The organism is Parasphingorhabdus sp., assembly GCF_048269865.1.
Classification (GTDB): Bacteria; Pseudomonadota; Alphaproteobacteria; order Sphingomonadales; family Sphingomonadaceae; genus Parasphingorhabdus.
This window is the reverse complement of sequence record NZ_JBLWUA010000003.1, coordinates 207,902-222,113: the sequence shown is the minus strand read 5'-3', so window position 1 is coordinate 222,113 and position 14,212 is coordinate 207,902. Positions and strand designations below refer to the sequence as shown.

14 protein-coding genes are annotated in these 14,212 nt (G+C 58.5%); 4 read left to right on the top strand and 10 right to left on the bottom strand.

The annotated features are described in order from the left end of the window. Nucleotides 1-57 precede the first annotated feature (57 nt). Both folP and ACN0WW_RS05380 read right to left on the bottom strand, forming a co-directional pair. Nucleotides 58-1,194: a dihydropteroate synthase gene (gene folP / locus ACN0WW_RS05385; RefSeq protein WP_417610176.1), complete on the bottom strand. Its 1,137-nt coding sequence runs from the start codon at nt 1,192-1,194 to the stop codon at nt 58-60. Between the two features lies 1 nt (nt 1,195). Then, a complete protein-coding gene (locus ACN0WW_RS05380) occupies nt 1,196-2,335 on the bottom strand; it encodes a site-specific DNA-methyltransferase (RefSeq protein ID WP_417610174.1) in 1,140 nt (379 codons plus the stop codon). Between the two features lie 332 nt (nt 2,336-2,667). Between ACN0WW_RS05380 and ACN0WW_RS05375 the strand changes: the two genes are divergently transcribed. Further along, nucleotides 2,668-3,699 (top strand): acyl-CoA desaturase, encoded by a 1,032-nt coding sequence (locus tag ACN0WW_RS05375; RefSeq protein ID WP_417610172.1) that lies wholly within the window; start codon nt 2,668-2,670, stop codon nt 3,697-3,699. Here ACN0WW_RS05375 and ACN0WW_RS05370 read toward each other — a convergent pair. Genes ACN0WW_RS05370 through glmM form a run of 5 tightly spaced genes read right to left on the bottom strand, consistent with a single transcriptional unit; the run spans nt 3,696 to nt 6,772 of the window. Beyond that, nucleotides 3,696-4,253: a ribonuclease HII gene (locus tag ACN0WW_RS05370; RefSeq protein ID WP_417610170.1), complete on the bottom strand. Its 558-nt coding sequence runs from the start codon at nt 4,251-4,253 to the stop codon at nt 3,696-3,698. The genes ACN0WW_RS05375 and ACN0WW_RS05370 overlap by 4 nt on opposite strands. Further along, nucleotides 4,253-5,023, bottom strand: a complete 771-nt coding sequence (gene thiD, locus ACN0WW_RS05365) for a bifunctional hydroxymethylpyrimidine kinase/phosphomethylpyrimidine kinase (RefSeq protein WP_417610168.1) — start codon at nt 5,021-5,023, stop codon at nt 4,253-4,255. Before thiD ends, ACN0WW_RS05370 begins: the two co-directional genes overlap by 1 nt. Then, nucleotides 5,020-5,211, bottom strand: coding sequence for a hypothetical protein (locus tag ACN0WW_RS05360; RefSeq protein ID WP_417610166.1), 192 nt, complete (start codon nt 5,209-5,211; stop codon nt 5,020-5,022). Before ACN0WW_RS05360 ends, thiD begins: the two co-directional genes overlap by 4 nt. After that, the gene (locus ACN0WW_RS05355; RefSeq protein ID WP_417610164.1) at nt 5,205-5,432 is read right to left on the bottom strand and encodes a DUF1272 domain-containing protein; all 228 of its coding nucleotides are present in this window, start codon (nt 5,430-5,432) and stop codon (nt 5,205-5,207) included. The genes ACN0WW_RS05360 and ACN0WW_RS05355 overlap by 7 nt, the downstream gene beginning before the upstream one ends. Next, nucleotides 5,432-6,772: a phosphoglucosamine mutase gene (gene glmM, locus ACN0WW_RS05350; protein WP_417610162.1), complete on the bottom strand. Its 1,341-nt coding sequence runs from the start codon at nt 6,770-6,772 to the stop codon at nt 5,432-5,434. Before glmM ends, ACN0WW_RS05355 begins: the two co-directional genes overlap by 1 nt. Before the next feature lie 172 nt (nt 6,773-6,944). Between glmM and ACN0WW_RS05345 the strand changes: the two genes are divergently transcribed. Beyond that, nucleotides 6,945-8,165 carry a dicarboxylate/amino acid:cation symporter gene (locus ACN0WW_RS05345; protein ID WP_417610160.1) on the top strand — a complete coding sequence of 407 codons (1,221 nt, stop codon included), beginning with the start codon at nt 6,945-6,947 and terminating at the stop codon, nt 8,163-8,165. Then, nucleotides 8,162-9,154, top strand: a complete 993-nt coding sequence (locus tag ACN0WW_RS05340; protein WP_417610158.1) for an aldo/keto reductase — start codon at nt 8,162-8,164, stop codon at nt 9,152-9,154. Before ACN0WW_RS05345 ends, ACN0WW_RS05340 begins: the two co-directional genes overlap by 4 nt. A 3-nt stretch (nt 9,155-9,157) precedes the next feature. Here the strand turns inward: ACN0WW_RS05340 and ACN0WW_RS05335 are convergent, their stop codons facing one another. From ACN0WW_RS05335 to ACN0WW_RS05325, 3 genes are read right to left on the bottom strand one after another with little or no spacing between them, the layout of a single operon-like run. Then, entirely contained in the window at nt 9,158-10,453 is a 1,296-nt protein-coding gene (locus ACN0WW_RS05335) for an amidohydrolase family protein (protein ID WP_417610156.1), read from the bottom strand. After that, nucleotides 10,450-11,841, bottom strand: coding sequence for an amidohydrolase (locus tag ACN0WW_RS05330; protein WP_417610154.1), 1,392 nt, complete (start codon nt 11,839-11,841; stop codon nt 10,450-10,452). Before ACN0WW_RS05330 ends, ACN0WW_RS05335 begins: the two co-directional genes overlap by 4 nt. Before the next feature lie 16 nt (nt 11,842-11,857). Next, nucleotides 11,858-13,447, bottom strand: coding sequence for a peptide MFS transporter (locus ACN0WW_RS05325; RefSeq protein ID WP_417610152.1), 1,590 nt, complete (start codon nt 13,445-13,447; stop codon nt 11,858-11,860). 159 nt (nt 13,448-13,606) lie between these two features. On the opposite strand from ACN0WW_RS05325, the gene ACN0WW_RS05320 reads away from it, so the two are divergent. Continuing rightward, nucleotides 13,607-14,209, top strand: coding sequence for a nitroreductase (locus tag ACN0WW_RS05320; RefSeq protein ID WP_417610150.1), 603 nt, complete (start codon nt 13,607-13,609; stop codon nt 14,207-14,209). Nucleotides 14,210-14,212 lie beyond the last annotated feature (3 nt).

Here is a 14,212-nt window from a genome sequence, read left to right as displayed (position 1 = left end):
CTCAAGATATGTGACTGCTAGCCGCGTTTTCCTGTTTTGACCAAAGGGATTTTGGATTCAAACCAGCGCGGTCAACCCCGCATCGCGCATGCCGCGCCAGACCTGCAGCGCCTGCACCGTTTCCGGCACATCATGCACCCGGACGATTTGCGACCCTTGCTGGATTGCGTGATGGGCGAAGGCGATGGAACCGCCGAGGCGCTTGTCGACTGGTGCCTCTTTCGACAAAGCCCCGATCATCCGCTTGCGACTGGCACCAATGAGCAGCGGCTGGCCGAGCGTGTGAAACATCGCGATATTGTTCATCAGTGCGAGATTGTCGGTCAGCGACTTGCCGAAGCCGAGCCCCGGATCGACGATGATTTTTTCCCGTTCAAAACCGGCAGCGACCACCTCTGCGATCCGCTGCTCCAGCCAATCCAGCGTGTCGGTGACGACATTGCCATAGCCGTCATTCTGGTGCGGATTTTTCCCGCTCGATGGCGCGTGCATCAGCACCACTGGCACCCCGGACACGCCAGCCACTTCCAGTGACCTCTTGTCGTGCAGCAGAGCCGAAACATCATTGATCAGATGCGCGCCCGCGGCGAGCCCCGCTTCCATCACAGCGGCCTTGCGGGTATCGATCGACAGCACCGCGCCGCAATGGGCCAGCCTTTCAATCACCGGCTGCACCCGCTTGATCTCGTCGCCTTCCCAGACCGGATCGGCACCGGGACGCGTGCTTTCGCCGCCGATGTCGAGGATCGACGCGCCGGCTGCAGCCATCATCAGGCCCGCTTCCGCCGCCTTGTCCGGATCATCCTGATGCTTGCCGCCGTCGGAAAAACTGTCGGGCGTGATATTGAGAATACCCATTACATGCGGCTGATCGAAGCGGATGATCCGCTCGCCGCAGGTCAGTGGTTCATGCTGCCGGGTCAGGTTGGCAAACAGGGTCGCGGCGCGCTGAGCCAGCGGCTCCGGCAAGGCATTTGACCATTCCGGCCACTGGGTGATGTTAACCAGACCTCTTAGGTTCGGACGCCCGCTTTCGACAACCAGATACTCGATCTGCGAAAACCAGATCAAGCTATTGTTTAATCGCGTATTTTTATCCTCATGCCATTGCGGACTGTCAACTAGCCCGACCGGCTTCAGATAGAGTCTCGAATCCGCGCCACATGCTTCCAATTCTTCCACGACAGCGCCCATATCAGGGTTCGGTCGCCAGCAGATAGGTCTGCCGCAAATCGTCGATCGGTTTCAGCTTCTTGCCGTCATCATAATACCAGTAGGTCCAGCCGTTGCAGCTGGGCGCATCCTGCACGGTTGCGCCGATCTTGTGGATCGATCCTTCCTGCCCGTTCCAGACCAGCGAGCCGTCGGCCCGCACCTTCGCCTTATACTTGCGGTTCTTGCTGCAAAGCTCGGTGCCGACCTTCAGATAGCCGGTTTCGACCAGCGTGCCGAAAGCGACCCGCGGCTTGGATTTCGGCGACTGCATGGTTTTCAGCGAGCTTTCGTCGAGCGGCAGCGCTTCGGCGATCCGCTGTTCGGCAACTTCGCAATAGCTGTCCTCTTTCTCGCAGCCGATCCATTCGCGGCCCAGCCGCTTGGCCACCGCGCCGGTGGTGCCGGTGCCGAAAAAGGGATCGAGCACGACATCTCCCGGGTTGGTCGTCGCCAGCATGATCCGGTAGAGCAAGGCTTCCGGTTTCTGCGTCGGATGCGCCTTGGTGCCGTTGCGTTTCAGCCGTTCCTGGCCGCCGCAGATCGGCATCACCCAGTCGCTGCGCATCTGCAATTCATCATTGAGATTTTTCATCGCGCGATAGTTGAACGTATATTTCGATTTTTCCGATTTCGACGCCCAGATCAGGGTTTCGTGCGCATTGGTGAAACGCGTGCCCTTGAAATTCGGCATCGGATTGGCCTTGCGCCAGATGATGTCATTGAGGATCCAGTAGCCCAGATCCTGCAACGAGGCGCCGACCCGGAAAATATTGTGGTAGCTGCCGATCACCCATAGCGAGCCGTTGGGCTTCAGGATCCGGCGCGCCTCGGCCAGCCAGGCACGGGTAAACGCGTCATAGGCAGCAAAGCTGTCAAAATGATCCCAGGCGTCGTCTACGGCATCGATCTGCCCGCCCTCGGGACGATAGAGGTCGCCGCCCAGTTGCAGATTATAGGGCGGATCAGCGAAGACCATGTCGACCGACGCGTCCGGCAGTGAGGCCATCGCCTCGACGCAATCCATCTTCAATATCTGCCCGAGCGGCAAATCCACGGCCTGCTTCGTGCTTCGTTTTGCAGTGCGTGTTTCAGGCGCGTGAATGCGCTCAATAATCCCCATGAACCTGTAATCCTTTTTCCAATCGCGCTCACGGTGAGTCCGAAACGGCGGGCGGTCAAGGCCGTTAACCTAGGTTAAAGGCGTATCTTTATGGTTAACGAAAGTGTGACGGGTGAGAACGAAACGAGTCCGGCACCAGATATGGAGTCACGGCCAACGAGCCAGACTCAATCCCTAGTGGTGTGACTCAAAAGACTCGCCGGAGAATATTTCCCGAACTTTTTTGCAAAATGTGAAAAATGTAAATTCAGTTCACAAAAACCGCCGTTCCCTTTATAAGCGAACACAACAGAGCAGCCTTTCAGTCCAACAGTCCGAGGGTCAGCAAACCGATGGCGCGCAATTTCCGTGATAAATACCAGCAGGATTACGGCATCTCTCAGCAGAGCGATGAACCGCGCCCCCATCCCGGCGTGATCGTCGGCGGCGAGGCCGGACGCGAAAAGCGCAAGGAATATGCGATCGTCTTCGGATCCAAGATTTTCGGATCGATCGCAGCGGTCTGGTGGATGTTCACCCATGACACCGGTTGGGTCGAATGGTCCGCCTTCATCGCCGGCTATATCGTCCTGATGCTCGGGATCGTACTCGGCTTTCACCGCTATTATTCGCACAAGGCGTTCGAAACCTCGGTGCCGATGCAATATATATTAGGCGCGATGGCCCAGATGTCGATCCAGTCCTCGGTGTTGCGCTGGGCCTCCGATCACCGGCGTCATCACGCCCATTCAGACGAAATCGGCGATGTGCACAGTCCCTGGCTGGACGGCCGCGGTCGCAAGACGAGCAGGCTGAAAGGCATGTTCCATTCGCATTTCGGCTGGTTCATGGACGATTGCGTCACCGACATGAGCATCTACGGCAAGGGTCTGGCCGACAATGATGTCGTGCTGTGGCTGCACAAGACCCGCTGGTTCTGGCTGGTCTTCTCGCTGATCATCTTTCCCGGCCTCTGGGGCCTTGTCTTCGGCGGCTGGGACCATGTCATCGGCACAATCCTGATCGGCGGTTATTTCCGCACCTTTGTCGTCCTGCAGATCACGCTCGGCATTTCCAGCTATGCCCATGTCGTCGGGTCGCAGCGGCACACCAAGGGCGTCGGCACCGCCAAGAACAGCTTCATCTTCTCGCTGCTGACCTTTGGCGAGGGCTGGCACAACAACCACCACAAGCACCCGCGCGCCAGCTTCCAGGGCATGGCCTGGTGGGAAATCGATATTGCTGGCTATGTCCTGCTGCTGCTCGAGAAACTGGGCTTGGTCTGGAACGTCACCCGGCAGCCCAAATATATCAAAAGCGAAAGCGGCGAATGGGTATTGGCCGAACGCAAGATCGCGCCCAAGGCGGCCAAGGCCGAAGCCTAGAGCAGTTCCAGTTGCGCCACCGGCGCAAAGCTCCTGCGGTGCAGCGGCGTGGGACCATATTTCCGGAGCGCCGCGAGATGGTCCGCAGTTCCATAGCCCTTATTCCGTTCCCAGCCATATTGCGGATAATGCTCAGCCGCCGCGATCATCAGCCGGTCGCGATGTTCCTTGGCCAGAATGGACGCCGCAGAGATACAGGGATGGAGCGCATCGCCACCGATCACCGCCTCGGCTGAATAGCGCCAGCGGGGCAAGCGATTGCCGTCGACCAGAACATGGTCCGGCGGCAAATCCAGACCCTCGACGGCCCGCGTCATAGCAAGCATCGTCGCCTGCAGGATATTGATATCGTCTATTTCCGCTTCGGAACATTGCGCGACCGAATAGCGAGCACGAGCCTGAATCTCTGCTTCGAGCCGCGCCCGGGTCCTGGCGGTCAGTTTCTTGCTGTCGTCCAGTCCGGTAATGGCATTGTCATCCGGCAATATCACCGCCGCAGCCACCACGGGTCCCGCAAGCGGCCCCCTGCCCGCTTCGTCGACGCCGGCGATCATCACCGGTCATCCTGAAAATCGGTGACGAATTGGTGGCCAAGCGGACCTCCTCCGCCGCCGAGACCGGGCGCTTCGATGATAGCGCTACGGGTAAATGAAATCGCCTGCTCGAACGCCGCATCCAGATCCAGCCCGCCGCCAAGCCCGGTCGCCAGCGCGCTGGCAAAAGTGCAGCCGGTCCCATGGGTTTCGCTTGTCTCGAACCGTTTGCCCTCCACACACCGGATCAGCCCGCCCGGAGCGTAGAGTTTGTCCACAACCAAGGGCCCCTCTCCGTGGCCGCCCTTGACGACCAGATGGCAGCCATGAGCCGATATCGCGTCTATCCCGCCTAAAGCCTCGAGTTCCGGCAAATTGGGGGTCACCACTGATGCTACATCCATCAGCTTGCCAAACGCCGCGATCGTATTGCCATCCGCCAGCACGCTGCCGCTGGTGGCAATCATCACCGGATCGAAAATGATCGGGATATCCAGTCTTGTCAGATAATCCGCCACGGCCCTTGCCGCATCCGCGCTGCCGATCATCCCGATCTTGATCGCGTCAACGCCGATATCGCTGACCACAGACTCGATCTGCGTCAAGATCATTTGGGTTGGCACCTGGTGCACGGCCTGAACCCCGAGCGTGTTTTGCGCCGTGATTGCGGTGATTGCGGTCATCGCATGCCCGCCGAGCATGGTGATCGTCTTGATATCCGCCTGGATGCCGGCGCCGCCGCCGCTATCCGAACCGGCGATCGACAAAATCCGTGGGCATTTACCGGTCACAGAAACAATGGCCCGACCTGCACGATCAGAAACCATTCCATCGCGCCGGCCAAAAACAGGATCAGGATCCAGAACCGGCGGAAAAAGCCCCGCGCGAAAAAGAACAGCAGCAACGTAATCAGCACCGGCAGGATCAGACCCATGACCACGATCGTGCGGGCGTCCATGGCATCGAGAAAGTTCAGCATTGATATTTCCGGTCGGTAGAGGCGGGATATTTTGCCAGCAAATCCGCTGAGCGGATCGGTCTCACGGTCAGCGAACCATCGCAATTGGGGCAGCTACCGCGCAGCCGGTCATCATTGCAGCTTTCACAGAATGTGCATTCGAAGCTGCAGATCAGCGCACCGGACTTGTCGGCAGGCAGATCCTTGCCGCAGCTTTCGCAATCGGGGCGCATTTCCAGCATCAGCCAGCCACCTCTTCGACCACGGCACAGATCCGGTCGACGACCGCGTGCACCTGATCCTCGTCATCGCCCTCTGCCATTACGCGGATCAACGGTTCAGTCCCGGACTTGCGGATGACGAGCCGGCCCTTGCCTTCCAGTTCACTCTCCGCTTCGGCGATCACGCTCTTGACCTTGTCATCATCCAGCGGCTGGCCGCTGCTGTAGCGGACATTTTTCAGCAATTGCGGCACCGGATCGAACAGATGCAATAGTTCGCTGGCCGGCTTGCCGCTCTCAACCAGTTCGCCCATCACTTGTAACGCAGCCACTGTCCCGTCGCCTGTGGTACCGTGATCGAGCAGGATCATATGGCCGGATTGTTCCCCGCCGACGTTGAAACCACCCTTTTTCATCTCTTCCAGCACGTAGCGGTCGCCCACTTTCGCCCGGACAAGATCCAAATTTTGCGCATTCAAAAATCGTTCCAGACCGAGATTGGACATGACGGTGGCGACAATGCCGCCTCCGCGCAACAAGCCATTGCGGCTCCAGCTGGAGCCAATCAGCGCCATCAGCTGATCGCCATCGACGATCTTGCCTTTTTCATCGACGACGATCAATCGGTCAGCGTCGCCATCGAGCGCGATCCCGATATGCGCGCCGGCAGCGACGACCGTCTCTTGCAGGATTGCCACGTCGGTCGATCCGCATTTGTCGTTAATATTCAGCCCATTCGGGCTCACGCCCAACGTAATGACCTCTGCGCCCAATTCCCAAAAGGCAGACGGTGTCACTTGATAGGCCGCGCCGTTGGCGCAGTCGCAAACGATCTTCAGGCCATCCAGTCGGATGTGATCGGGAAGCGACATTTTTACGGCATGGATATAGCGGCCGCGGGCATCTTCAAACCGTTTGGCGCGGCCAATATCCGCCGCTGGCGCCAATTTGGCATCCTCATCCAGATAGGTCTCGATCGTCAATTCATCTTCGTCAGACAGCTTGAACCCGTCGGGCCCAAACAGCTTGATGCCATTGTCAAAATAGGGGTTATGGCTGGCAGAGATCATGACGCCCAGATCGGCGCGCATCGATACCGTCAGCAGCGCCACCGCCGGCGTTGGCATCGGACCAACCTGTACCACATCCATGCCGACGCTGGTAAAACCCGCGACCAGCGCATTTTCCATCATATAGCCTGAAAGTCTGGTGTCCTTGCCGATAACGACGCGATGGCGATGGTCGCCGCGCTGAAAATGGCGACCCGCCGCCTGTCCTACTTTCATGGCGATCTCGGCGGTCATCGGATGTTTATTGGTCAGACCGCGTATGCCATCGGTGCCGAAAAATCTTTTGGTCATGTCTACCTGTATCTCAACCTCTTCACGAGTTGGTCACCCCATCCCTAGCCGATGCAACGGCGGGAAACCAAGAGGAATGAATTCAAACGCTTAATTTAGCGATAATCATCGCTTGCCAGCGACTGCTCCCCATGGTTGACTGAGAAACCGGCACGGCAAAGGGACAGAATATTTGAAAAAAGCGCTGATCATATTGCTCGCCCTGATTTTCGGGATACTGATCGGCCTGTTTGTCGGCCCGAAGAGCGAGCTGCTGGTAGAAGCCGCTGATGTCGTCGGCAATATGTGGCTAAACGCCTTGCGCATGACGGTCATTCCGCTGGTCTTCACTCTGCTCATCGTCGGCATTGGCAAGGCGGCATCGATGGCCCGCGCCGGACGGATGACCGCGCGCGCCATCGGCTTCATGATTTTCATTCTCTGGTGTTCTTCGGCCATGGCCGCTCTGGTGACACCGGCCCTGCTTGAACTGTTTCCGCTGAATGGCGATGCTGCCGCCGCCTTGCGGTCGGCGCTGGGCACCGCGGTACCGCCCGGGGACGTTCCGCCGTTCAGCGAATTTCTGCGCGCGCTGATCCCGACCAATGCGATTGCCGCTGCCGCAGAAGATGCGGTTCTGCCATTGATGATTTTCGCTCTGGCTTTTGCCTTTGCCATCACCAAACTGCCCGATACCCAGCGAACGATGCTCGACCAGTTCTTCAATGCGCTGGCTGACGCCCTGCTGATCCTGATTCAATGGGTATTGGCGCTGGCACCACTGGGCGTCTTTGCACTGGCGGTGGGCGTCGGTGCCAATGCCGGACTGGCGGCATTCGGGGCGTTGCTGCACTATGTCCTGATCGTCAGCAGCGTCGGCGCGGTCGTCTGGATATTCAGCTATATCCTGACCTATATCGGCGGCAAACGCGGACCGGTTGCTTTTTTCAAGGCCTCCGCCCGGGCGCAAGCGGTGGCCATCTCCACGCAAAGCTCGCTGGCGTCCTTGCCAGCCATGGTCAGCGGTGTCAAAGCTATGGGCGTTGGCGATCGATCAGCGGACGTCGTTCTGCCGATTGCAGTGGCGCTGTTCCGCGCCACCGGGCCCTGCATGAATCTCGCGGTCGCCATCTACGTCGCCTATCTGATGGGCATAGAATTATCATTCGGGGTTCTCGCGATCGGTGTTGCCGTCGCAGCGATTACGACAATGGGCGCGGTCAGCCTGCCCGGATCGATCAGCTTCATCACCTCGATCGCTCCGATCTGTCTCGCCATGGGAATCCCGATCGAGCCCCTCGTTCTGCTTTTGGCGATCGAGACATTTCCTGATATCATGCGGACCGTAGCCAATGTCAGCGCCGACATGGCCGTGACCACAACAATCGCGAGAAGCGAAGGAGATTTGACATGAAATATCGCACCCTCGGATCGGATCTGGAAGTCTCGGCACTGGGTCTTGGCTGCATGCCGATGGCCGGGATCGGCAAGGGCATGTATGGCATGGCAAGCCGGCAGGAAAGCCTCGCAACGATCGACCGGGCGATCGAGTTGGGCGTCACTTTCTTCGATACCGCGGAGGTGTACGGTCCTTATGTCAACGAGGAACTGCTTGGCCACGCCATTCGCGGTCGCCGGGACCGGCTGGTCATCGCCACGAAATTCGGCTTCGCGCTCAACGACGGCAAAGTGAGCGGCGTCGACTCTTCTCCCGCCAATGTCCGCAAGGCCTGCGAAGGATCCTTGCAGCGACTGGGCGTCGACACGATTGATCTGTTCTATCAACATCGGGTCGATCCCAATGTACCGATTGAAGAGACGGTCGGTGCGATGGCGGAACTCGTCAAGGAGGGCAAGGTCCGCTATCTCGGGCTTTCGGAAGCCGGCGCAGAGACGCTGAAAAAAGCGCACGCCACGCACCCTATTGCGGCGCTGCAGTCGGAATATTCCCTGTGGGAGCGCAGCATCGAGGAAGAGATTCTGCCGATCTGTCAGGATCTTGGCATCGGATTCGTACCGTATAGCCCGCTCGGACGGGGTTTTCTCACCGGCCAGATCAGCAGCCGCGACGATCTTCCCGAGGATGATTATCGGCGCAATGATCCGCGCTATTCGGAAGAAAATTTCGCCCGGAATATGAAGCTGGTCGACGTCGTGAAATCGGTTGCCGAGCGGCACCATTGCTCGCCCGCACAAATTGCCCTGGCATGGCTACTGGCCCAGGGCGACTTTATCGTGCCGATCCCCGGTTCAAAACGACGCGCGACCCTGGAAGACAGCATGGCCGCCGTCGATATCAAACTGGACAATAGCGATCTCGACGAGCTGGAAGCGGCCGCTCCTGTCGGCGGAACCGCCGGTCCCCGCTACGGCGATACGATGATGTCGATGGTCCGCCTCTAGGCGCTAGCGATCATAAGCCTTTGGCAATGCGCCAGGGGTCGGATTGCTGTAGCGGTCGCGCAGGCGCTGCTGACGGTTGCTCAGAGACTGATCGACACCGTCAATAATCACCTTGTCGACCTGGGTCGAAAGCTCCAGCGGATCGCCAGTCCAGATCACGACATCGGCCTGCCGTCCTGCCTGAAGCGAGCCCAACTTGCCTCCGAGGTCCATGATCTCTGCGGGGCCGGAGCTGATCGCGGCAAAAGCCTCATCCCAGCTCAGACCTGTGGCACGCGGCACCTTGTTGAGCGCAACGAGATTGCCCGCATATTGCACCGAATAGCGCAGCTGATGCGCGTCGCGGTCGTTGATCATGCCGATCGCCACCTTGACACCGGCGTCTTTCATCCGGCCAATGTTAGACTGGGTCGATGACAGGTCTTCAAAGCCATAAGGCAGATCGCTGAGCGCTGACGCCAGAACCGGGACACCGGCTGCCGCAATATGATCGGCTACGCGCCACCCTTCATTGACGCCAACCAGCACCATCTTCAAATTCGGAAAATCCTTGCGGAGCTCCAGCACCTTGAGAATATCGTTGGCGCTTTCCACATGGATCAGCAATTTGGTCTGGCCGTTGATCACCGGCAGCAGCGCCTTGGCATCCGATGCCTTGAGCAGGTCACTGTCAAAAGCAGAAGGATTGCGGGCATAGGTGCGGGCTTCATCAAGCATCGCGCGGAACTGGATATGGGATGCAGAACGGCTGCCCCCGGCCCGACTATGACCGGTTTCCCCCAGTTCGACAAACTGGAAAGCGCGCGCCTCGGTGATCGGGTTGTCATCCTGTCCGAGGTCGATCACCGCGCCATAGCCACCAAAGATCGAAGAGGCGGTCTCCGGAGAAACAACAGCGCGCGTAACGCCCGCCGCCCGGTTCACGGATATCGGAGAAGCGAAGGGATTGATCGCATATTGAACATCCAGCGCCGCCGAGAAAGGCGAGCCGCTGGCGTTTGTGTCATTGGTTTGCGAAACGGCGCCGACTTCCACCAGACCGACGCGGCTGAAACCGGCAAAGATCCCCGGTGTGACCCATTTGCCGGTCGCGTCTATCCGGCGCGCATCGGCCGGAATTGCGACATTGGCACCAGCGGCCACGACCCGATCGCCACGGATCAGCACTGTGCCACCATCAATCGGCGCGCTGCCGTCGCCGATCACGACCTTGCCGCCAGTGATGGCCGTGGTTTGCGCGGCGACAGGTGCCGCAAACAGGGCTGCTGCAGAGGCGAGAAGTATCGAAAAACGCTTCATTTCACATCTCCTTCGCCGGGCTGTCCAAGCTCGAAATCGCTGACCGGTCGGCGGTTCGGATCGCTGCTGTCAAACAGCAACGCGCCGTCGATCCACACTTTATCGGGCCGTGAATAGACGCTCAGCGGATTGCCGTTCCACAATACCAGATCTGCCATCTTGCCGGGACGGAGGCTGCCGGTCATCTTCTCGATGCCCATCGCCTTCGCCGGATTATAGGTAATCCACTGGATTGCCTGTGCATCGCTGATTTCCATGCCCATCGCCCGGCCATCGGCAAGCGCCTTGGCGGCTTCCTGATTGAGCCGCTGGATCTGGTTCTCGTCATCGCTGTGAATGATAACGCAAGCGCCAGCCTTCTGCAGCAGAGCAGCGTTTTCGGGGATCGCGTCATAAGCTTCCATCTTGAAGCCCCACCAGTCCGCCCAGACCGCCGAACAGATGCCTTCTTTCGCCAGGATATCAGCGATTTTATAGCTTTCTACGGCGTGGTGGAACGCGGTGACCTTATAGCTGAATTCCTTCGACATATCGATGATCTGCGCCATCTCGTCCGCGCGATAGCAATGGTTGTGAACCAATATATCTCCGTCCAGAACGGCCGCCAAGGTTTCCTTGCCGAGATCCCGTTTGGGCGGTTTGGCACCATTGCGCTTGTCGCGATAGTCCTGCGCATCGATCCAGGTCTGCCGTTCGACCGCCAGGCTGCCCATCCGGGTGGAAGGCATGCGGCCACGGCTGCCATAAACGCGCTTTGGATTCTCGCCACAGGCCATTTTCAGCCCATAAGGCGCGCCGGGAAATTTCATCGCCTGGACCGTGCGTCCGGGAACATTTTTGAGCACGGCCGAGCGACCACCGAAAAGATTGGCCGAACCGGGGAGAATTTGCAGCGCGGTGATCCCGCCATTGGCCATTGCGCGCGAAAAACCGGGGTCCTGAGGCCAGACGCTGTGCTCAGCCCATACTTCCGGGGTGGCCGGCGATGTGGCTTCATTGCCGTCACTGTGCGCCGCCACGCTGGGAGTGGGATAGTCACCAAGATGACTGTGCACGTCAATGATGCCCGGCGTCACATATTTGCCTGTGCCATTGACGATCGTGGCATCCGCGGGAATCGCGGTATCAGCGCCGCCGACCGAGGATATTTTGCCGTTCGCCATCAACACGGTGCCATTGTCAATGCGCCCGCCTTCGCCATCGTAAATGGTTACACCGGTGATCGCGGTGGGTACGGACGGATAGGCTGTGTAGGTGGAAGGAAACGGCGTCTCCACGGATTGGGAAGGCGGCGCTGCGCTTGCCGAATTGGTTTCCGTCGCCGTGGCAGCGCAGCCCGCCAATAGTGATCCGCTGGCCAAAAGCGCCAGCAAGGCCCGAGTTTTCATGAGACGCCCCTTTATATTATGATTTGATCGTCGGGTGAACACCCGCAGCCTGAGCTTCACCGAACTCCCCCTGACCTTCGAGGTCATCACCGACCGTTTCATCAGTCAAAGTGTCCAGGTGCATCAATTTTTTGATCAGTGGTGAGATCACGATAACGCCCACACCGACCGCAACCGCAACCCAGCCAACGGTGGAATAGACGTCCAGAACCCGATCCGGACCCGCGCCTTCCGCTCCAACTGCGGAAGCGATCAGTCCGGCAGCAAAATTGCCGGTTGCCGAGGCGAAGAACCATGTCCCCATGATGAGGCTTGCCATTTGCGATGGCGCCAGACGGTTCATGGCGCTCAGGCCAACCGGAGACAGGCAAAGCTCGCCGGTCGTGTGCAGAAGGTAGATCAGAAAGATGAACACAACCGGCGTCAGATTGCCGGTTCCGGCAGCCAGAGCACCGGCGACGAGAACCAGGAATCCTGCGCCGAGCTGGATCAGGCCAAGGCCGAACTTTGCCGGTGCAGAAGGTTCAAGCCCCCGGCGTCCGAGCATTGTCCATAGCAAGGCAAAGACCGGCGCGAGCAGAACGATATAGATCGCATTGATCGACTGAAAAACAGACGCAGGCACTTCGACGCCAAAGATGTGGCGATCGACGCTGCGGTCCGTAAACAGGTTCAGGGACGACCCGGCCTGTTCGAACAGCGCCCAGAACAGGATAGAACCGAAAATCAGGAACATCGCAGCAAAAATGCGATCACGATCCTGAGGCGCCAGCTTGGCGACCGCGGTATAGAGCACATAGATCACCAATATCGCGCCAGCGAGGCCCAGCAAGGAACCAACCAGGGCCTGATACTGGATCAGCACCCAGACCAGACCGACCGTGGCAATGCTCAGAAGATAGAGAAGCCATTCAAATTTGATGCCGACGACCTTGCTTTCGAGACGCTCGGGATCGCTGGATTCACCGCGACCAACGAGCAAGGGCTTGCCCCAGATAAAGACGATCAGGCCCAGCAACATGCCGAGGCCCGCTGCGCCGAAACCGTAGGACCAGCCATAGGTCTGACCCAGCCAGCCAGCGATAATCGCGCCCAGTGCCGCGCCCAGATTAATCCCCATGTAGAAAATCGTATAGGCCGGATCCCGGCGGATATCGGTACGGGTATAGAGCTGCCCAACGATAACCGAGATATTGGCTTTCAAAAAGCCCGAACCGACAATGATGAACGCAAGCGCGAGCCAGAAGATATTGATTGCAGGGTCCGCCTGACCGGCGCCCTCGCCTTCAAACGCCATCAGAAAATGTCCGAACGTAAGCAGCAGCGCACCGAAGGCCACCGCCTTGCGCTGCCCGAGATAGCGGTCAGCAAGATAGCCGCCGACAACGGGTGTGATGTAAACCAGAGCAGTATAGGCACCATAAATGACGCCGGCTTCGCTGTCCGAGAACATCCAGTGCTGAACGAGATAGAAAATAAGCAAAGCGCGCATGCCATAATAGGAGAAACGCTCCCACATCTCGGCAAAAAACAGGACAAACAGTCCCTTGGGATGCCCGAGAAATGTTCCTCTTGCATCGCCTGATTCTAGATACGCACCCGCCATTTATATACTCCCCGAAAGTCACTTTGGGCCGTCCTAGGCTGCCCATTTGACCTGCACCCTAATGAAAAAAAAGCGCAAGTGAAGCAGATTGTTTCAACCGAGACCGGTTTATCGTCAAATTTCCTTGCAATCGGCCGCGCGTCTTCCGAAGTATCGGACATGAGCGAAAATCAATTCAATGACTTGACCAACCTTTCCACCTATTTGCCATCCCGCCGTTCTGGCCGACCCAGAAATATGGTCGCGCCGGGACCAAGTGATGCCCAGATCTCGGAAATCATAAATGTTGCGCTGCGGACCCCGGACCACGGTAAGCTTGCCCCATGGCGGGTGGTTTCCGTAGCCGCTGACCAGCGCGCCCGGCTCGCTAACGACATAAAGGCAGCCTATCTCAAAGAGAAACCGACAGCAGGCCGGGTCGAACTCGAAGGTCTTGAGGCCATGGCGCATGAAGCGCCGACGCTGCTAGTCGTACTGTCATCGCCAGTCGCCTCGACAAAAATCCCCTTGTGGGAACAGGAGCTTAGCTGCGGTGCTTTTGCCATGAACATTCTTCATGCCGTGCACGCGATGGGCTTTGTCGGTGGATGGATTACCGGCTGGCCAGCCTATAATGAAGATGTCCGAGACCTGTTCGGCCGCGCACCGGAGAAAATCGCCGGGTTCATGTATATCGGCACATCCAATGCAGAGTTAGTGGAACGCCCGCGACCGGACCTGGAGAATATTTTTTCCTTCTGGTCACCCGGAAACACAGAATAGCTC